19 protein-coding genes are annotated in these 19,337 nt (G+C 68.9%); 16 read left to right on the top strand and 3 right to left on the bottom strand.

Annotated elements, in window-relative coordinates; translation table 11 throughout:
- Positions 1–177: 177 nt before the first annotated feature.
- From ACFQ9K_RS25020 to ACFQ9K_RS25040, 5 genes are all read left to right on the top strand, one after another.
- Positions 178–1,893 carry a protein kinase gene (locus ACFQ9K_RS25020; protein ID WP_378720952.1) on the top strand — a complete coding sequence of 572 codons (1,716 nt, stop codon included), beginning with the start codon at positions 178–180 and terminating at the stop codon, positions 1,891–1,893.
- A 113-nt stretch (positions 1,894–2,006) separates the two neighbouring features.
- Positions 2,007–2,678, top strand: coding sequence for an HAD family hydrolase (locus ACFQ9K_RS25025; protein ID WP_378720954.1), 672 nt, complete (start codon positions 2,007–2,009; stop codon positions 2,676–2,678).
- Positions 2,679–2,827: 149 nt separating this feature from the next.
- Positions 2,828–3,691 (top strand): arpA protein, encoded by an 864-nt coding sequence (locus ACFQ9K_RS25030; RefSeq protein ID WP_378720956.1) that lies wholly within the window; start codon positions 2,828–2,830, stop codon positions 3,689–3,691.
- A gap of 61 nt (positions 3,692–3,752) precedes the next feature.
- Positions 3,753–4,589, top strand: coding sequence for a class I SAM-dependent methyltransferase (locus tag ACFQ9K_RS25035; protein ID WP_378720957.1), 837 nt, complete (start codon positions 3,753–3,755; stop codon positions 4,587–4,589).
- Positions 4,586–6,400, top strand: coding sequence for a choline/carnitine O-acyltransferase (locus ACFQ9K_RS25040; RefSeq protein ID WP_378720958.1), 1,815 nt, complete (start codon positions 4,586–4,588; stop codon positions 6,398–6,400). Before ACFQ9K_RS25035 ends, ACFQ9K_RS25040 begins: the two co-directional genes overlap by 4 nt.
- On the opposite strand, the gene ACFQ9K_RS25045 is transcribed toward ACFQ9K_RS25040, so the two are convergent.
- Positions 6,401–7,375 (bottom strand): NAD(P)H-dependent flavin oxidoreductase, encoded by a 975-nt coding sequence (locus ACFQ9K_RS25045; protein ID WP_378720959.1) that lies wholly within the window; start codon positions 7,373–7,375, stop codon positions 6,401–6,403.
- A gap of 71 nt (positions 7,376–7,446) precedes the next feature.
- Here ACFQ9K_RS25045 and ACFQ9K_RS25050 point away from each other — a divergent pair, with 71 nt between their 5' ends.
- From ACFQ9K_RS25050 to ACFQ9K_RS25070, 5 genes are all read left to right on the top strand, one after another.
- Entirely contained in the window at positions 7,447–7,728 is a 282-nt protein-coding gene (locus ACFQ9K_RS25050) for a phosphoribosyl-ATP diphosphatase (protein ID WP_378720983.1), read from the top strand.
- A gap of 48 nt (positions 7,729–7,776) precedes the next feature.
- Positions 7,777–8,628 carry an ATP phosphoribosyltransferase gene (gene hisG / locus ACFQ9K_RS25055; RefSeq protein WP_378720960.1) on the top strand — a complete coding sequence of 284 codons (852 nt, stop codon included), beginning with the start codon at positions 7,777–7,779 and terminating at the stop codon, positions 8,626–8,628.
- Between the two features lie 125 nt (positions 8,629–8,753).
- Positions 8,754–8,888 carry a hypothetical protein gene (locus ACFQ9K_RS25060; RefSeq protein ID WP_378720962.1) on the top strand — a complete coding sequence of 45 codons (135 nt, stop codon included), beginning with the start codon at positions 8,754–8,756 and terminating at the stop codon, positions 8,886–8,888.
- Positions 8,888–10,099 carry a YeiH family protein gene (locus ACFQ9K_RS25065; RefSeq protein WP_378720964.1) on the top strand — a complete coding sequence of 404 codons (1,212 nt, stop codon included), beginning with the start codon at positions 8,888–8,890 and terminating at the stop codon, positions 10,097–10,099. The genes ACFQ9K_RS25060 and ACFQ9K_RS25065 overlap by 1 nt, the downstream gene beginning before the upstream one ends.
- Before the next feature lie 214 nt (positions 10,100–10,313).
- Positions 10,314–10,472 carry a hypothetical protein gene (locus tag ACFQ9K_RS25070; protein WP_378720965.1) on the top strand — a complete coding sequence of 53 codons (159 nt, stop codon included), beginning with the start codon at positions 10,314–10,316 and terminating at the stop codon, positions 10,470–10,472.
- Positions 10,473–10,479: 7 nt separating this feature from the next.
- On the opposite strand, the gene ACFQ9K_RS25075 is transcribed toward ACFQ9K_RS25070, so the two are convergent.
- On the bottom strand, positions 10,480–11,391 hold the full coding sequence (locus ACFQ9K_RS25075; protein WP_378720967.1) for a RecB family exonuclease: 912 nt from the start codon (positions 11,389–11,391) through the stop codon (positions 10,480–10,482).
- Positions 11,392–11,507: 116 nt separating this feature from the next.
- Here ACFQ9K_RS25075 and ACFQ9K_RS25080 point away from each other — a divergent pair, with 116 nt between their 5' ends.
- Complete coding sequence (locus tag ACFQ9K_RS25080; protein WP_378720968.1) at positions 11,508–12,341, top strand: tRNA (adenine-N1)-methyltransferase; 834 nt, start codon at positions 11,508–11,510, stop codon at positions 12,339–12,341.
- Positions 12,342–12,398: 57 nt separating this feature from the next.
- Here ACFQ9K_RS25080 and ACFQ9K_RS25085 read toward each other — a convergent pair whose 3' ends face one another.
- Complete coding sequence (locus ACFQ9K_RS25085) at positions 12,399–12,908, bottom strand: hypothetical protein (protein WP_378983676.1); 510 nt, start codon at positions 12,906–12,908, stop codon at positions 12,399–12,401.
- A gap of 179 nt (positions 12,909–13,087) precedes the next feature.
- On the opposite strand from ACFQ9K_RS25085, the gene arc reads away from it, so the two are divergent.
- From arc to ACFQ9K_RS25110, 5 genes are all read left to right on the top strand, one after another.
- Complete coding sequence (arc, locus tag ACFQ9K_RS25090; RefSeq protein ID WP_378720970.1) at positions 13,088–14,848, top strand: proteasome ATPase; 1,761 nt, start codon at positions 13,088–13,090, stop codon at positions 14,846–14,848.
- A 139-nt stretch (positions 14,849–14,987) separates the two neighbouring features.
- On the top strand, positions 14,988–16,238 hold the full coding sequence (locus ACFQ9K_RS25095) for a carboxylesterase/lipase family protein (RefSeq protein WP_378720971.1): 1,251 nt from the start codon (positions 14,988–14,990) through the stop codon (positions 16,236–16,238).
- Positions 16,239–16,256: 18 nt separating this feature from the next.
- Positions 16,257–16,892: a TetR/AcrR family transcriptional regulator gene (locus tag ACFQ9K_RS25100; protein WP_378720972.1), complete on the top strand. Its 636-nt coding sequence runs from the start codon at positions 16,257–16,259 to the stop codon at positions 16,890–16,892.
- Positions 16,885–18,399, top strand: a complete 1,515-nt coding sequence (locus ACFQ9K_RS25105; RefSeq protein WP_378720973.1) for an ArnT family glycosyltransferase — start codon at positions 16,885–16,887, stop codon at positions 18,397–18,399. The genes ACFQ9K_RS25100 and ACFQ9K_RS25105 overlap by 8 nt, the downstream gene beginning before the upstream one ends.
- A 151-nt stretch (positions 18,400–18,550) precedes the next feature.
- Positions 18,551–19,297, top strand: coding sequence for a class I SAM-dependent methyltransferase (locus tag ACFQ9K_RS25110; RefSeq protein ID WP_378720974.1), 747 nt, complete (start codon positions 18,551–18,553; stop codon positions 19,295–19,297).
- Positions 19,298–19,337: the final 40 nt, after the last annotated feature.

Raw genomic sequence — 19,337 nt, forward strand, 5'->3', positions numbered from 1 at the left:
TCGGGTGGGTATGCCATTGTCGGAAGCGTTGCAACTGCATCCGGGGCAGTCGGCGGATGCGTCGCCATCGCTGCTTACGGGTGTAAAGGACTACGGCGCGTAGCAATTTCGGGGATTTCCCGGCGTTGCGGGCCGATGCAGTACCAGCTCGGCGCGTAAGCAGGAAGGCACAACAGCATGACGGCGGACCGATTGATCGCGGGACGGTATCGACTCACGGATCCGATCGGCACAGGCGCGATGGGCGTCGTCTGGCGAGGCACCGACGTCCGCCTGCGCCGCACGGTCGCGGTGAAGCAGCTCATCCTCGGGCCCGGACTCACCCGCACCGCCGCGCTGGAGGCGAAGCTGCGCGCCATGCGCGAGGGGCGCATCGCCGCACGCCTGCACCATCCGCACGCGATCACCGTCTTCGACGTCGCCGAGGAAGACGGCCAGCCGTGGCTGGTGATGGAGTACATGGACGCGCCGAGCCTGGCGGCCAAGCTCTCCGGCAAGCGCACACTGTCGCCGGTCGAGGTCGCCCGGATCGGCGCGCAGGCCGCAGGCGCGCTGGCCGCCGCGCACGACGCGGGCATCATGCACCGCGACGTGAAGCCGGCCAACCTGCTCGTCGGCGACGACGGCACGGTGAAGATCACCGACTTCGGCATCTCCCGCGCCGTCGGCGACGTCACCGTGACCGCCACCGGCTTTCTCGCGGGCACCCCGGCCTACCTCGCGCCCGAGGTGGCGCGCGGCGAGAACCCGGAACCCGCGTCCGACGTATTCGCCCTCGGCTCAACGCTTTACGCCGCCGTGGAGGGGCAGCCGCCGTTCGGCGAGGGGGACAACCCGCTGGCCGTGCTGCACGCCGTCGCGCGCGGCGAGGTGCCGACGCCCGAGCACGCCGGCGCGCTCGGCCCCGTCCTGCTGCGCCTGCTCGCCCCGACCATCGACGCGCGCCCCACCATGCGCGAGGCGCAGAAGGCGCTGGAAGCCGTTGCGGAGGGCCGGGTTCCGAGCCTGGGCGAGCCCGCGCTCACCAAGGCGCTGCCCGCGCCCGGCGCGGACAACGCGACCACCGTTCTGCCGCAACCGAGTTCGCCGCGCGCCGACGCGACGGGCGGTAACGCGAACGACAAGACCACCGTGGTGCCGACCGCCGCGCTGACCGATCCGCCGGTCGCCCAATCCGTTTCCGCTCAGCCGCCGGTCCCGCCGCGCAGCGGCGCGACGCTGCCGGGCGGCCCGGGCAGCGGGCCGTCGCGCAATCGTTCGCTCGCCATGGCGGGCGCCGCGTTCGTCGTCGTGCTCGCGGTGATCGGACTCGTCGCCTTCCTCACCAACGATCGCAAGGGCGGCGACACCGCGACGCCGCAGGCCAACACGATCGCGTCCACATCCGCGGAGGTCCCCGCGCAGCCGCCGAACGCGGCGGGGCCCGGCCAGCCGGAGGCGCAGGCGCCTGCCACCAACCCCGCGCCGTCGGAGCAGCCGAGCGGCACGCCGACGCCGTCCTCGGCCCCGCCCTCCGCGACGCCTCCGCCCTCGTCCGCGCCGGCGACCACGCCACCGCCGACGCTCAGCGCGACCCCGTTCGGTCCGCCGACGCCGGAGAAGGTCTCCCAGTTCGTGTCCGGCTACTACGGCATGCTTCCCGGCAATCCCAGTGCCGCGTGGTCGCAGCTCTCGCCCGCGTATCAGGGCGTGGCCGGCGGGTACAACGAGTACGTCCGCTGGTGGGGCACGATCCGCTCGATCACCGTTCGCTCGGTGACGCCGAACGGCGACAACCGCGCGGTCGCCTCGCTCACCTACGTGAAGAAGAGCGGTGAGACGGTGAACGAGACCCGCTGGTTCCAGGTCGCCACCGAGAACGGCCGCATGCTGATCACCGCGTCGGGAACGTAAGCGCAACCCTCCGGCGTGGTAGAGGCCACAACTACGCAACTGGCCACGGCGGTGGTGCGGTGGCGGCGGTTATCGTGGCTACGGCCGGATCGGTACTTCGAACGAGGAGATGTGTGAGCGCGCGACCACTCGCTGTTCTGTGGGATATGGACGGCACGCTCCTGGATTCGGAGAAGCTTTGGGATGTCGCGATGCGCGAGCTCGCCGGGCTGCACGGCCGGGAGCTGACCGCTGAGCTCCGGCACACGTTCATCGGTGCGTCCGGGCCGGACGCGCTGCGACTGCTGTTCACCGGCATCGGCGTCGAGCCGACACCCGAGGCGGTGCGCGAGGCGGGGGAGTTCATCGAGCACCGGGTGACCGAGCTGATGACCGGCCCCATCCCGTGGCGGCCGGGCGCGAAGGACGCGCTGGGACTCGTCCGGTCCGTGGGGCTGAAGTCCGCGCTCGTCACCAATACCAAGCGGTCGCTCGCCGAGTACGGGCTCGACACCCTGGGGCGCGACTTCTTCGACGTATCGGTCTGCGGCGACGAAGTGGCGCGCGGCAAGCCGGAACCGGACGTGTATCAGCGTGCCGCCGAATTGCTCGGCGTCGATCCGCGGCACTGCGTCGCCGTGGAGGATTCGCCGACCGGCACCCGTGCGGCGCACGCCGCGGGTTGCGCGGTGATCGTGATCCCGTGCGAGATTCCGGTGCCGGACGGACCCGGTCGCAGCTTCCGCGACACCCTGGTCGGTCTGACGGTCGAGGACCTCGAGCAAGCGCTCGAGCGGCGCGGCTGACCGGAGACCGTCCGACACTGCCGACCGCGCTTTTCCGAGAGTTACTGTGCCGCAACGGTAGTGCGCGCTGCTGGTAGGTGTGACCGCGATCACCGGCAATCTCGCCCAATCCCGGGCGTGTCGGCGGTCCGCTCTACCAGAATGTCGCCATGGCAGCGTTGGGTGTCCTCGACGAGATCGTCGATACCGCACGGTATCCCCTGGTGCGTGCCGCGGACCCCGGCCGCAGCGCCGCCGTGGCGCACGCGCGGGCCGAACTGGCCGCGAGCGGGTGCACCGTGCTGCGCGGCTTCATTCGCCCGGAACTGACCGAAACGTTGCGGGCACAGGGCGATGCGATGGCACCGCACGCCTACTACGAGGTCGAGCGGGTCAACGCGTACAACATCCCGCTGGATACCGAACTGCCGCAGGACCATCCGGGTGCCATCGTGCTGGAGCGCGGCAACGCCTTCGTGCCGCGCGACCGCATCCCCGGCGACGCGCTGATCCATCGGCTCTACACCGACAAGGGATTTCAGCGATTCGTCGCCGACTGCTTCGGCCTGGCCGAGCTGCACGAGTTCGCCGATCCGCTGGCGGGCCTGTGCCTCAACGTCGTCGCGCCCGGCATGTCGCATCCGTGGCACTTCGATACCAACGAATTCACCGTCAGCATGCTGACCCAGCCCGCCGAGTCAGGCGGAATCTTCGAGTACTGCCCCAACATTCGCACGCCGGAGGCGGAGCACCTGGACGACGTGCGCGCCGTGCTCACCGGCGCGGGCGAGGGCCTGATCCAGCGCCTCGACCTGCGCCCCGGCGACCTGCAACTGTTCCAGGGTCGCTTCTCGCTGCACCGGGTGTCGCCCGTCGCCGGTGCTACGCAACGGCATTCGGCGATCTTCGCCTACACCGACCGCCCCGGCGTGATCGGCACGGTGGAACGCACCCGGCAACTCTTCGGCCGTGTACTACCCGACCATCTGGCCGCCGCGGCCGACGTTGTCCGCGGCGACCGTTTGCTCGACTGAGCCGAACGGCCCGATCGAAAACTGTGATCGGGGACAACCGCTCGACCCGAGAGGAACGACTGTGGCAGTGCCGTTACACACGACCGGGAAAGCCTCCTTCGACGACATCTACGATCGTCCCGATCCACGCGACTACTACGCCCGCATGTCCGACCTCCACTATCGCATTCCGGAACTGGCGAAACCCGTGTTCCAGCAACAGATCCGGGAGTATCGCGCCTCGGCGCGGGTGAGTACCCCCACCGTGCTGGACATCGGCTGCTCCTACGGCGTCAACGCGGCGCTGCTGCGCCTCGACACCACCATGGCCGAACTCACCGAGCACTACCGCACCGCGAGCGGGGACCGCGCGGCGCTCATCGCCCGCGACCACGCCGCGCTCGGCGGCCGGGACGGCCTCACCGACGTCCGCTTCCTCGGCATGGACGCCTCCGCGCCCGCGCTCGCCTACGCGAAAGCGACCGGCCTGCTGCACGACACCGTGCATGCCGACCTGGAGTCCGGCGAGCCGACCGACGAGCAGCGCGAGCTGCTGGCCGGCGCGGACATCATCATCTCCACCGGGTGCATCGGCTACGTCACCGAGAAAACGCTGACCCGGCTCGCGACCGCGCATCCGCGTCGGCGACCATGGATGGCACACTTCGTGCTGCGCATGTTCGACTTCGCCCCGATCGCCGCGGACCTCGCCGCGCTCGGCTACCGGACCGAGCAGGCGCCGGGGCTCTACCAGCAGCGCAGGTTCGCCTCCGCGGCCGAGCAGACCCAGGTGCTGAACACCTTGTCCGCCAAGGGAATCGACACCACCGACCGGGAAACCGACGGCTGGCTCTATGCCGGCCTGTACCTATCGCGACCGTTGCCGAAGCACCACGCCGACACCGAGGACCAGCATTGACCGAACGCACGTTCGCCGCCGACGACACCCTGCCCCGGGTGCCACTGCCGACGCTGGAAGCCAGCTGCGCCAGATTTCTCGAGTGGTGCGCACCGTTGCTGACCGCCGACGAGCTCGCCACCACCGAGGCGGCGGTCACCGACCTGCTGCGCGCCGACGGGCCGGGCCGCACGCTGCACGCGGCCCTGGCCGAGTACGACGCCGCCCCCGGCACGGGCAGCTGGCTCGACCTGTTCTGGCCGTCGCGCTACCTGGGCCGGCGCGACCGGATCGCGCTGAACGCCAACTTCTTCTTCCTGTTCCGGGACGAGACCGTGCTCGCCGCCTCGACCGCCGCCACCCAGGTGGACCGGGCGGCCGGAATCATCGCCGCCGCGGTGGATTACAAGATCGCCCTGGACGCCGAGGCGATCCCGCCGGTGCGGCAACGCGGGCAGGCGCTGTCCATGTGGCAGAACAAGTACCTGTTCTCCGAGACCCGCATCCCCGGCGCGGAGCAGGACACCGTCCGGGTGCCCTACAGCGCGGAATGGCCCGGTCCGTCCACCGCCCGGCACATCGTGGTCTTCTTCCGCGGCAGCATCTTCCGGATGGACGCCATCGGCCCGGACGGCGTGCCGCACTCGCTGGACGACCTGGCCTGCGGGCTGCGCGAGGTGCTCAAGGCCGGTGCCCGCTCGACCCGAACCGATTCCGCGGTAGGCCATCTCACCACCAAGGCGCGGGCCGAATGGGCGGCGAGCAGGCAGGAATTGCTGGCCGAGCCGGCCAACGCCGCGGCGCTGGACGCGATCGAGACCGCGCTGTTCTGCGTCTGCCTGGAGGACTTCGCGCCGGCCGATGAGCAGCAGGCGTGTGACAGCCTGCTGCACGGCGACAGCGCGAACCGGTGGTTCGACAAGGCGGTGTCGTTCATCGTGTTCGCGGATGGCCAGGCGGGCATCAACATCGAGCACTGCGGACTCGACGGCACCACCGTGCTGTCCTTCGTCGACACCCTGCTGGAGACCTCGGCGCAGGACCACGCCGAGCGGTCCGGGGCGCAAGCGCAGGGCCTGCCCGTGGTCGAGCCGATCGAGTTCGTGCTGGATGCGGCGCAGCGCAACGACATTGCCGCCGCCGGTGCCGACTTCGCCCGCTACGCCGCCGAAAACGCCACGCAGACGGTGTCTTTCCCGGACTTCGGCACCACCCAGGCCAAGCAGCTCGGCATCTCCCCGGATGCGTTCGCGCAGTTGAGTTATCAGCTCGCGCATCGGCGCAGCAAGGGAATCACCGGCGCCACCTACGAATCCATCGCCACCCGGCAGTATCGCAACGGCCGCACCGAGGCCATGCGGGTGATCACCCCGGAGATGATCGCGTTCGTCGACGCGATGCAGGACGCCGGCGTCGATCGGGCGGCCAAGCTCGCCGCCGCGCGTACCGCGGCCGCCGCGCACGTGGCCAGGGCCAAGCAGTGCCAGGCCGGGGACGCGCCCGAACAGCACCTCTGGGAACTCCAGTGGATCCAGCGCCGCCGTGGCGCGGAACTCGGTGTCACCGAACCGATTCCGCTCTACGACAGCCCCGGCTGGCTGATCCTGCGCGACGACTACCTGAGCACCAGCTCGGCGCCGTCGGTCAACATCCGCTACTTCGGCTTCGGCTCGACCAGCCCGCGCTGCATCGGCGTCGCGTACGTCCTGCTGCCGGATCGCTGGAATCTGTATCTGGCCACGCCGACCACGGTCGCCGACGAGATGCACGCCTTCGCCGGCCACTTGCGTACCGCGGTGGCCGATTTGGCGGCCTTGCTCGGCTCGGAGTAGTCAGTCGCCGCGGACGCGCTGGGTGTCAGCGCGTCCGAAGGCGGCGTCCGCCTCGGCGATGATCCGGGTCAGGACGTCGGCGGCGTGGTCGATCGAGCCGATCAGATCGACCGCCTCGCCGGCCCAGACCGCCATCGCCGCCGGGTCGTCTCGATCGAGGGCGTCGAGGTAGCTCTGTCGCGCCGCGGCGTCTGCTTCCAGTTCGTCCTCGCGGTGCTGCCAGCTGTCGAAGAACGGGGTGCGCAGCATGCGCGCGGTGTACCGCGCCGGCCACGGTGACCTGCGCGCGATGTCGTACACCCGGTTGCGCGCGGTGTCGTCGCCGCGCGCGGCCACGATCGCCTTCGCCTCCTCGGGCGCGAGCAGCGCCTCGTGCGTCGCCTCGAACCGGGTGCCGATCAGCGCGCCGGCCGCACCGAGCGTCAGCGCTGCGGCCAGCCCGCGGCCGTCCGCGATGCCGCCCGCGGCGAGCACCGGCGTCGGCTGCACCAGATCGACCACCGCGGGAACGATCGTCAGGGTCGAACGCCCGCCGCCGTGGCCGCCCGCCTCGCCGCCCTGCGCGACGACGACATCCGCGCCGAGATCCCGGGCGCGCCGCGCCTCGTCCAGATCGGTGACCTGCACCAGCACCTTCGCACCGGCGTCGCGCACCGCCGCGACGAACGGGCTCGGATCGCCGAACGACAGCACCACCGCGCCCGGCCGGTATTCGTCGAGCACCCACCGCACGGTGTCCGGCTCGACCGCCCAGGACAGAAACCCCACACCCCACGGTGCCCGCGCCCGCTCCGCGACGATCGACAACTGCGGCGCCAGCCATTCCCGATCCCCGCCCCCGGCCCCGATCAACCCCATTCCACCCGCGTTCGACACCGCGGCGGCGAGTTCGCCGCCCGCCACCCCGCCCATCGGGGCCAGGGCGATCGGGTGACGCAGGGCGAACAACTCGGTCAGCGCGGTCCGGAACGGCATGGCACCATCATGCCCACCGCGGCGGTCCCCGAAAGCCGGGATGGGCCGGAGCAACGCCCCCGCGCACCGGTCTGAAACAATGGCTCATCGTGAAGAACTTCGAAACCCTGTTCGCCGAGCTGCAGGAACGTGCGGTCACCCGCCCCGAGGGGTCCGGAACCGTGGCCGCGCTGGACGCGGGCGTGCATAGCCAGGGTAAGAAGGTGCTCGAGGAGGCAGGCGAGGTCTGGCTGGCCGCCGAGCACGAGAGCGACGAGTCGCTCGCCGAGGAGATCTCGCAGCTGCTGTACTGGGTGCAGGTGCTGATGGTGGGTCGTGGACTGAAGCTCGAAGACGTGTACCGACATCTGTGACGGCCGCGTCTTACTCCGTAGTTTCACTTCCCGAAAGGACCCCAGCCCATGCTGCGCGTCGCAGTCCCCAATAAAGGCGCCCTGTCCGAAGCCGCCACCGCCATTCTGGTCGAGGCCGGCTACCGCAAGCGGACCGATTCCCGCGACCTGACCGTGCTGGACCCGGCCAACCAGGTCGAGTTCTTCTTCCTGCGGCCCAAGGACATCGCCATCTACGTCGGGTCCGGCGAACTCGACCTCGGCATCACCGGCCGCGATCTCGCGCTCGACTCCGGCGCGCCGGTCAGCGAACGGCTCGCCCTCGGCTTCGGCCGCTCCTCCTTCCGCTACGCCGCACCGGACGGGCGGGCCTGGCAGGTCGAGGACCTCTACGACAAGCGGATCGCCACCTCCTACCCGAACCTCGTGCTCAGCGATCTGCAACGCCGGGGCATCGAGGCCGAGGTGATCCGCCTCGACGGCGCGGTGGAGATCTCCATTCAGCTCGGCGTCGCCGACGCGATCGCGGACGTGGTCGGCTCGGGCCGCACGCTACGCCAGCACAACCTGGTCGCGTTCGGTGAGTCGCTGTGTGACTCGGAGGGCGTGCTGATCGAGCGCACCGGCTCCGATCAGCAGGAACGGGCACGCAACCAGCTCATCGCCCGCGTGCAGGGCGTGGTCTTCGGCCAGCAGTACATCATGCTGGACTACGACTGCCCGAAGGAACTGCTGGAGGCGGCGGTCAAGATCACGCCGGGTCTGGAGTCGCCGACGGTCTCGCCGCTGGCCGACGCGGACTGGGTCGCGATCCGGGCGATGGTGCCGCGCAAGCAGGGCAACGAGGTGATGGACCAGCTCGCCGAGCTCGGCGCCAAGGCCATCCTCGCCTTCGACATCCGCTCCTGCCGCGCGTTCTGAGCGGATTATCGCCGTCTGAATTGTCGGGTATGCGTGAATAATTCACGCTGAACGCAACCGGTGTGCCGGGTGACCGGGCGTTGCTACCGTGCGGCCTCTCGATGAGGAACGCAAGGAGCACGCCCGTGTCACAGACATCGCCCGAGGAACGCTCGGGAAGCATATTCGCCTGGAGTGAGGACTGGCTGGCGGCGATCGTCGGACTGGCGCTGATCGCGTTGGTCCTGGTCGGCGCGATTCCGGATTGGCTGGTGCCGTGATGTCGGATACGCCAGCGCGCGAAGGTGATCCGGCCGCCGATGGGAGTGTCGTCACCGCGTCGGCCGAAACCGGCGCGCAGACCCGGGCTTCCGACCCGGTGAAGTCGGAAACGGCGGCGTTGCAAGCGGTCTCACGGCCCACCGTCGGTGCGATCGTGGCGGGTCTGGCGGTGGTCATCGTATTGGGTGCGCTCACCCGCTACTTCGATACCCACGTCCCGCGGTGGGCGGCGGACACCCCGGTCAAGCGGGTGGCCAAGTCGATCGAGTTCCCGGTTTACGCCATCGCGATCGGACTGCTCGGCAATGTCATCCTGTCCAAACTCGCCCTGCGCGAACGGCTTTCGGCCGGTTTCCGGACCGAGTTCTTCATCAAGACCGGCGTGGTGCTGCTCGGCGCCTCGATCAACCTGAAGATCCTGGTGACCGCCGCGGGGCCGTCGATCGTGCAGGCGTTGCTGCTGATCACCGTGGTGTTCGGGTTCACCTGGTGGCTCGGCGGGCGGCTCGGGCTCGACGACAAGCTGCGCGCGCTGCTGTCCTCGGCCGTGTCCATCTGCGGCGTCAGCGCGGCCATCGCGGCGGCGGGCGCGGTGCAGGCCAAGCGCGAGCAGATCGCCTACGCGGCCTCGCTGGTGATCATCTTCGCGCTGCCGTCGATCTTCGTATTGCCTTGGCTGGCCGATGTTCTCGGGCTGTCCGACGCGGTCGCCGGCGCGTGGATCGGCGGCAACATCGACACCACGGCGGCGGTCGCGGCCTCGGGCGCGATCGCGGGGGAGAAGGCGCTGCAGATCGCCACCATCGTCAAGACCACGCAGAACGCGCTGATCGGCATCGTGGCGATCGCGTTGACCGCGTACTTCACCCTGAAGGTGGAACGCATCGCAGGCGCGGTGCGGCCCTCGCTGCGGCAGTTCTGGGAGCGGTTCCCCAAGTTCGTGCTCGGCTTCGTCGCCGCGTCCGTCATCGGCACGCTCTACCTGCAAGCCGCGGACAAGAAATCCGGCGCCGCGCACATCGCCATCGTCAACGATCTGCGCACCTGGTTCCTGATCTTCGCGTTCGTGTCCATCGGGCTGGAGTTCTCGCTGCGTGGGCTGCGGGAGGCGGGCTGGCGGCCGGTCGTGGTGTTCGGCTCCGCGGTCGTGGTCAACCTGGCGGTCGGACTGGGCCTTTCCGTGCTGCTGTTCCACAACTTCACCCTCTGAATCGATCCGGCGAAGTAGTGGCCCGGCCGCCGCGCGCGTTGTAATCTGCCCAGTTGTGCGCGCGGCGGTGGGAGCCCGGCGGCTTGTTCCGCGAGCCTTCACGAAAACTTCATGGGGTGTCGGTGACACTGTGCGATGTGTCGGGCGAAATCACCCAGAGAGAACGTCGGGGCGCTGCTGTGCGCCCCTTGCACAGAGGTACGGAGGGACGTCGATGACGACGGAAACCGAAACAGTCGACAAATGGCCCCGCATCCGGAACGTGCTGATCCTGGCCGGTGACGTGGTGGGCGTCGTGGTGTTGATCGTTGCGGTGGCGATCATCGGATCACATGGCACGTCACTGGATTTCATCCTGGGGTCGGGCCGCTAGCGCTCGCTCATTCGGCCACCGCGTCGGCCAGGGTCTCGTCCGGCGACTCGCCGGTGCCCCCGGCCGGCCAGCCGGGGTAGGGCGGGGGCGTGCCGCCGAATTCGGGGCACAGCGGCTTGTAGTCGCAATACGCGCAGAGCCAACTGGTGTTCGGCGGGAAGTCGCCGGTGCGGCCCGCCGCCAGGATGGCCTCCCACAGCGCGGCGAGCGTGCGTTCGAAACGGCGAAGTTCCTCCTCGTCGGGGGCGTAGGTGAGGATCTGCTCGTCGGACAGGTAGATCAGGCGTAGCTGGGCCGGCAGGATGCCGCGGGTGCGCAGCACGACCAGCGCGTAGAACTTCAGCTGGAACAGCGCCCTGGTCTCCTGGTTGGGTCCGGGCGCGCGGCCGGTCTTGTAGTCGACCACCCGCAGCTGTCCGGTCGGCGCGACATCGATCCGATCGACGAAGCCGCGCAACAGAACTCCGTCGTCGAGCTCCACCTCGACCCGCGCCTCCCGGGACTCCGGATCGAAGCGGGTCGGATCTTCCAGGCGGTAGTACGCCTGGACCAGCGAGCGCACCTCGCCGAGGAAGCCGTCGAGCTCGTCGTCGGTGATCAGCTCGGTCACCGCGGGCCATTCGGCCGCCACCCGCGCCCACGCGGGCACGACCAGGCCGTCGGCGCATTGCGGCTGCCGCTGCGCCGCAGGCAGCCCGTACAGGTCCTCCAGCACCGCGTGCACCACCGTGCCGCGCAGCGCGTTGCGATTCGGCGGCTCCGGGATCCGGTCGATCGCCCGGAATCGGTACTTCAGCGGGCACTGCTTGAAATCCATTGCCCGCGAAGGCGACAGCGCCGGGCGCGACCGGCTCGCCGCCTCACCGGGATCGGACGCCGGGGCGCCGTCGGTAGGGGGCGTGGACACGGGCGAGCTCATACCTGGCAGGCTATCCGGCGGCACCGACATAGAGCGCTTGCGAGCGCGAATGCGCGAGGCCGCACGTCGGTGCAAGCCTATTCATCCGCACTAGTTCTTCCAGCGAACGGAGATTCATGACGGCCAGACGGACCGGGCCATTCACCCTCGGTGACCGGGTACAGCTGACCGATGCCAAAGGCCGCCTGTACACGGTGGTTTTGGAGGAGGGCAAGGAGTTCCACACCCATCGCGGTGGGATCAAGCACGACAGCTTGATCGGCGCCGACGAGGGCTCGGTGGTCACCTCCACCAACGGCACCCCGTATCTGGCCTTGCGCCCGTTGCTGGTCGACTACGTGCTGTCCATGCCGCGCGGCGCCGCGGTCATCTACCCGAAGGACGCCGCCCAGATCGTGCACGAGGGCGACATGTTCCCCGGCGCGCGGGTGCTGGAGGCCGGCGCGGGGTCCGGCGCGCTGACCTGTTCGCTGTTGCGTGCCGTCGGGCCGCAGGGGGAGGTCATCTCCTACGAAATCCGCCAGGATCATGCCGATCACGCCATCCGCAACGTCGAAACGTTCTATGGCGAACGACCGGCTAACTGGTCGCTGACGGTCGGCGACGTCGCCGACTTCGATGGCGAACCGGTCGACCGCGCGGTTCTGGACATGCTCGCGCCCTGGGACGCGCTGCCCGCGGTGGCCAAGGCGCTGGTGCCCGGCGGGGTGCTGATCGTCTACGTGGCCACGGTGACCCAGCTGTCCAGGGTCGTGGAGGCGCTGCGCGAACAGGAATGCTGGACCGAACCGCGGTCCTGGGAATCGATCGTGCGCGGCTGGCACGTGGTCGGCCTCGCGGTGCGCCCCGAGCACCGCATGCAGGGCCACACGGCCTTCCTGGTGAGCGCGCGCAAGCTCGCCGAGGGCACGGTGACCCCCAAGCCGCAGCGCAGGCCGTCGAAGGGCTGACGCGCCGGCTGAACCGGCCGAGGGCGTCCGCACGCCGCCCTCGGCCGTCGTCGTTGGTCAGGCCGGAACGCAGGGTGCCTGCGCGAAGCCGAGCAGCAGGCAGCCGCTCTGGTCCGAGAGCTTCCAGGTGCCGCCGACGTTCTCCCAGGTGATGGGCATCGCGGGTGCGGCGCCGTGCGGGGAGTTGATGGTCACCTGCGCGGTCGCGGCGTTGCCCTGGACTGTGACATCGGCCACTGTGTAGGTCAACGTGTACCCGGCCAGTCCCTTGTTCATCTGATCGATGTTCGCCGTGCGCTTTTCGCCGTTGACGATCAGCTTGGCCTTGTCGGCCGTGGGTACCGCCGGATCGGACAGCTTGACCAGCACCGCCTGCAACGTCTCCGGCGTCGGCGCGCTCGCGGGCGCGGCGCTGCTGGACGCACTGGCGGCCACGACGCTGGAGGAAGAGACTGTGGCATCGGATTTGTTGTCATCGGAACTACAGCCGACGAGCCCGGCGGTAACGGCGAGGGCGGCGGCAGCGGTAGCAAGAGAAACGCGGAGGGTTCTGGCAGGAAGGAGCATCTTCAGCAACCTTTCGGCTCGGTCGGCGAGCGGGCTCACCGAGTGCGGGTTAGGGCAGGCTAACATGGTTATCCGGCGGTCGATCGCAGCCCAGATGTGATCACGACGAAACCATGTCGGAAAGCGAGAACGGTTCGCGCCCGGTAGCGTTGATAGACCGGGACTGGGAGGAGCAGCACATGAGCCCCATCGAGAATTCGGATTCGGCGGCCTGGAGAGAGCTCGAGGCGGTACGCGCCGAAGCGGCTGCACTCCGCAGGCAACTCGCCGATTCGCCGGATCGTGCACGGGAATTGGAAGCCCGCATCGATTCGCTGACGATTCGCAACACCAAGCTGATGGACACCCTCAAGGAAGCGCGGCAGCAACTGATCGCGCTGCGCGAGGAAGTCGACCGGCTCGGTCAACCGCCGAGCGGATACGGCATTCTGATCGGCGTCTACGACGATCAGACGGTCGACGTGTTCACCTCCGGCCGCAAGATGCGGCTCACGTGTTCACCGAACATCGAGACCTCGACCCTGGAATACGGGCAGACCGTGCGCCTCAACGAGGCACTCACGGTCGTCGAGGCGGGCGTGTTCGACGCGATCGGCGAGATCGGCACCCTGCGGGAGATCCTCGATGACGGCCGTCGGGCCCTCGTTGTCGGTCATGCCGACGAGGAACGCGTGGTCTGGCTGTCGGGTCCGCTGGCCAAGGTCGCCGAGTACGACGACGTGGACGACCCGGACTCCCCGATCCGCAAGCTGCGCCCCGGTGATTCGCTCCTGGTGGATACCAAGGCGGGCTTCGCGTTCGAGCGCATTCCCAAGGCCGAGGTCGAAGACCTTGTGCTGGAAGAGGTTCCGGACGTCGACTACACCGATATCGGCGGTCTCGGCCGGCAGATCGAGCAGATCCGCGATGCCGTGGAGCTGCCCTTCCTGCACAAGGACCTGTTCCGCGAGTACGCGCTGCGCCCGCCCAAGGGCGTGCTGCTCTACGGTCCGCCCGGTTGCGGTAAGACGCTCATCGCCAAGGCGGTGGCCAACTCGCTGGCCAAGAAGATCGCCGAGGCGCGCGGTGAGGATGCCAAGGAAGCCAAGTCGTTCTTCCTGAACATCAAGGGCCCCGAGCTGCTGAACAAGTTCGTGGGCGAGACCGAGCGCCACATCCGGATCATCTTCCAGCGGGCGCGCGAGAAGGCGTCCGAGGGCACCCCGGTGATCGTGTTCTTCGACGAGATGGATTCCATCTTCCGCACCCGCGGTTCGGGCGTGTCCTCCGATGTGGAGACCACGGTTGTGCCGCAGCTGCTTTCGGAGATCGACGGCGTCGAGGGCCTGGAGAACGTCATCGTGATCGGCGCCTCCAACCGCGAGGACATGATCGACCCCGCGATCCTGCGGCCCGGCCGCCTGGACGTGAAGATCAAGATCGAGCGGCCGGACGCCGAATCGGCACAGGACATCTTCTCCAAGTACCTCACGGAGACGCTGCCCCTGCACGCCGACGATCTCGCCGAGTTCGGCGGCGACAAGCTGGCGTGCGTGCAGGCGATGATCGAACGGGTCGTCGACCGGATGTACGCCGAGAGCGAGGACAACCGCTTCCTGGAGGTCACCTACGCCAACGGTGACAAGGAGGTCCTGTACTTCAAGGACTTCAACTCCGGCGCCATGATCCAGAACATCGTGGACCGGTCCAAGAAGTACGCGATCAAGTCCGTCCTCGACACCGGCAACCCCGGCCTGCGTCTCCAGCATCTCTACGATTCGATCCAGGACGAGTTCTCCGAGAACGAGGACCTGCCCAACACCACGAATCCCGATGACTGGGCCCGCATCTCGGGCAAGAAGGGCGAGCGGATCGTCTACATCCGCACCCTGGTCACCGGCAAGAACGCCAGCGCGAGCCGGGCGATCGATACCGAGTCCAGCACGGGTCAGTACCTGTAGATTTCAGTACGAAGGGCCGCGTCTCCATTGGGGGCGCGGCTTTTTCGTGTGTGCGCCCGGCGGATCGGTCGGCGAGTTCGTGCACGAACCCAACCCGGGCCGGTGGTTCGGTGGGTGGGGGCGGGGCAGACTCGGACGTATGACCAGTGAGATCAATGGGGCGGGTGTTGTCGAGACGACCGCGGGGGCCGTGCGTGGTGTTGTCGACGGGGCGGTGACGGCCTTTCGGGGTATTCCCTATGCGCAGGCCGCGCGATTCGGTGAGCCGGTGCCGGGGGCGCCGTGGACCGGCGTCCGGGAGGCTGTCGAATTCGGTCCGGCGGCACCGCAATTGGCTTCGCGCCTGGCGCGGGTGATGGGGGACTTCGAGATTCGGCAGGGTGAGGATTGCCTGTCGCTGAACGTGTGGGCGCCGCCGGGGGCGGGGCATCCGGTGCTGGTGTTTCTGCACGGCGGCGGGTTCTCCAGTGGCGCAGGGAGTCTCGGGTGGTACGACGGGGCGGAGTTCGCGGCGCTGGGGGACGTCGTGGTGGTGACGGTGAACTATCGGCTCGGCGTGTTCGGGTATCTGCGGCTGCCTGGGGTGAGCGACGGAAACCTGGGGCTGCTCGATCAGATCGCCGCGCTCACCTGGGTGCGCGAGAACATCGCGGCCTTCGGCGGTGATCCCGGCCGGGTGACCGCCGCCGGGCAGTCGGCGGGTGCGATATCGCTGGTGGCGATGCTGTCCGGCGCGCAGGGGAGCGGGCTGTTCCAGCAGGCCGTGTTGCAGAGCGCGCCGCTCGGCATGCTGCCCGCCACGCCGGACGAGGCGGCGCGGACCGGTGAAAAGCTGTTGCGGGAGTTGGGTGTCGAGGCCGAACAGCTCGCCGCGGTACCGGTTGCCGAGTTGCTGGCCGCGCAGGCCGCGGTCGCGAGCCGAGCCCCGTCGCGGATCGTTCCGCCGTTCCAGCTGACCGGGGACGGAGTGCTGGTCGATGCCGACCCGGCGGACGCGGTGGGCCGGCGCGCCACGATGCCGATCCTGCTCGGTACGACCAGGGACGAGGCGGCGGCGTTCTTCGCCGACGACTGGAACGCCATGGCACAGGCCACCGAGCAGGGATTCGGCGGACCGACGCGGCGGCTGGGCGCGGCGCTCGGCGAACGCGGCGTCGCGCCGTGGCTGTACCGGTTCGATTGGCAGCCGGACGGCAGTCCGTTCGGTGCGTGCCACTGCCTCGAGCTGCCGTTCCTGCTCGGTGACGCGCAGGCGTGGCAGCACGCACCGATGCTGCGCGGCGAGCGACCGGGGCAACTGGTCGACGAGATGCGCCGCAGCTGGATCGGTTTCGTCCGGGACGGCGATCCGGGGTGGGAGCGCGGCAGCACCCGGCACTTCACTGGCTGATCGTGCTAATATCTGGCCGTGCGGTCAGAAAATAGTCCAGACGGTCGACAAAGGTCGTTCATCGAGGAGGCGCGGCGGCGGCAGATCATCGCCGCCGCGGTGGAGGTGATCTCCGAGGTCGGGTACGGCAATGCGTCGCTGGCCCGAATCGCGAAGCATGCCGGGATCTCCAAGGGGGTCATCTCCTATCACTTCGCCGGGAAAGACGATCTGATGACGCAGCTGGTGATCCAGCTGTACGTATCGGGCGCGGAGCACATCGCGCCGCAGGTCGCCGAGGCGGTCGGGTCGCGAAACATGTTGCTGGCCTACATCGAATCGAATCTCGCCTTCATCGCCGCGAACGTGAACTACGTCGCGGCGCTCACCGATGTGGTGCTGAATCTGCGCGACGCGGAGGGCAGGCCGAGGTTCGCCTCGGCCGACGGCGAGCAGGAGATCATCGTGCCGCTGGTCGACATCATGCGCGAGGGCCAGCGCGCCGGGGACTTCGGCGAATTCGATCCGCTGCTGATGGCGAAGTCCATCCGGGACGCGATCGATGGCGCGGCCGGGCGGGCGATCCGGGAGCCGGACTTCGCGATGGACCAGTACGCGGCACACATGTGCCGGTTGTTCGATGTGGCTACGCGAAAAGTGGGGGAAGATGACTGACATTGCGACAACCCAAGTGCGGCAACCCGATACGGACGAGGGGCAGCCGCCGTTCGCCGTCGTCGGAGTCGGCGCGATCGCGATCGTGGCGGCGATCGCGCTGCTGGCCTCGGCGGGCCGCTACGGATTCTTCGGCGACGAGCTGTATTTCATCTCCGCCGGGCGCAGGCTCGCCGTCAGCTACGCCGATCAGGGCCCGCTGCTGCCGGCCATCGCCCGGCTGATGGACCTGATCGCGCCGGAATCGCTGGTGGCGCAGCGCATTCCGGCGATGCTGGTGACCGTCGCCGCGGTGCTGATCAGCGCCCAGATCGCCAGGGAGTTCGGTGGAGCGCGCAACGCCCAGTTGCTCACCGCGACCGCCTACGCGACCTCGCCTTTCCTGCTGGTGCAGGGAACCCAGCTGGCCACCAACACCGTCGACACCGCGCTGTGGGTGTTGATCAGCTGGCTGCTGATCCGCTGGGTGCGCACCAGGCACGACTCGCTGCTGCTGTCGGCGTCCCTGGCCACCGCGCTGGACATGCAGGTCAAATGGTTGATTCCGTTCTTCTGGATCGCGGTCGCGATCGGCGTGGCGATCTACGGTCCGCGCAATCTGTTCCGCCGCCCCGCACTGTGGTTGGGCGCGGTGCTGGTCTTCTGTGTGACGCTGCCGAGCCTGATCTGGCAGTCCGCCCACGACTGGCCGCAGCTGCGGCTCGGCGCGGTGGTCGCCGCGGAACAGGCCACCGTCGGCGGTCGCTACACCTGGCTGCCGCTGGCCTTGGCGTCCGCCGGGCTGCTCGGCGGCGTGCTGCTGATCTACGGCATCGTGACCCTGTTCCGCTGGGAACCGTTGCGCGGGTATCGATTCCTCGCCCCGCTCCCGATACTGCTCGCCGTCGCCTTCATCGCCACCGACGGCCGGGCCTACTACGCGGCGGGCTGCTACGCCGCGCTGTTCGCCGCCGGCGCGGTGCGCTGGACCGACCAGACCGGCCGCCTGCGGACGATCATCACCGGCACGATGATCGTCGTATCCGTTGTGCTGGCGGCATTTACGCTGCCCTGGCAACCCGAGTCCAGGATCGAGCCCGCGAGCAGCGCGGCCGACGCGGGCCTGTCGATCGGCGTCTACGGCAAATTCGGCTGGCCCGAACTCGCCGCGGCCACCGCAGCCGCCTACCGATCGCTGCCCGAAGCCGATCGCGCGAACGTCGTGGTGATCACCGACTCCTATTGGCAGGCAAGCGCTCTCGACGTCCTCGGCACCGACCTTCCGGCCGTCTACAGCCCCAACCGCGGCTTCGGCTACTTCGGCACTCCGCCCGACACCGCCACCACCGTCCTCTGGGTGGGCAACGACGAATCCGACATCCGCCCCCTCTTCGGCTCGATTACCCCCATCGGGCGGGCCGACGCCCGCCTCGGCTTCCCCGGCTCGACCCGCGACGTCACCATCTGGCGCTGCGACCAACCCCGCGCTCCCTGGTCGGAGGCCTGGCCTGGACTACTGAAGCTGTAGGCACTGACTTCCGCGGGGCCTACCGTTCGGTCCGACCATCCGCCCAACGATCTTGCGGGACCACGCACCGATCTCCGCTGGAATCCGGCGTGTGCGTGGCTGAGCCGGAAATCGGGTGGCGGTGGGGCGGCGGGTTTGGCAGCCTTCGAGGATGGTTGAGCGGGCGTTCGGTGCGGCACGGTTGGCTGCGGTGTATGACCGGTTCAATCCGTGGGCGGGGCGGGGGGACTTCGCGTTCTATCTGCCGTTGGTGATGGGTGCGCGGTCTGTGCTCGATGTCGGTTGCGGGACCGGGGAGCTGTTGCGGCGGGCTCGGCGGGACGGGCACGATGGGCGGCTGTGTGGGCTGGATCCGGCGGCGGCGATGTTGGAAGTCGCACGGGCGCAGGGGGATATCGAGTGGGTGCTCGGGGATGCGGCGGCGGTGCGGGGGTGGGGGCGGCAGTTCGACTTGGTGGTGATGACCGGGCACGCGTTTCAGCAACTGGTCGGTGATGCCGAGTTGCGGTCGATGTTGGCGGTGATCGCGTCGGTGCTGACCGAGGACGGCCGGTTCGCGTTCGAGACGCGCAATCCGCTTGTGCGGGAATGGGAGACGTGGGATCAGCGGTACTCCGGCGCGGTGTCGGATGCGGAGGGTGCGGTGGTGCGTTGCGTGTGTCAGGTGCGGGAACCGGTTGTGGGCGACCTGGTTTCGTTCACGCACACCTTCACCTGCGATCGCTGGGAGCAGGCCGAGGTGAGCCACAGCACGCTGCGTTTTCTCGATCGGGACGGGCTGGCGGGGTTCTTGTCCGAGGCGGGACTGGTGGTCGCGGAGCAGTTCGGGGATTGGGATCGCGGCCCGCTGACGGCGAGCAGCCCGGAGATCATCACCCTCGCCCAGCGGGCCGGTTGAACCGGTGACGCGCCGGTGTCCGATTCGTTCAAGACCAATC

This window comes from Nocardia sp. NPDC056564 (assembly GCF_042793755.1).
Taxonomy (GTDB): Bacteria; Actinomycetota; Actinomycetes; order Mycobacteriales; family Mycobacteriaceae; genus Nocardia.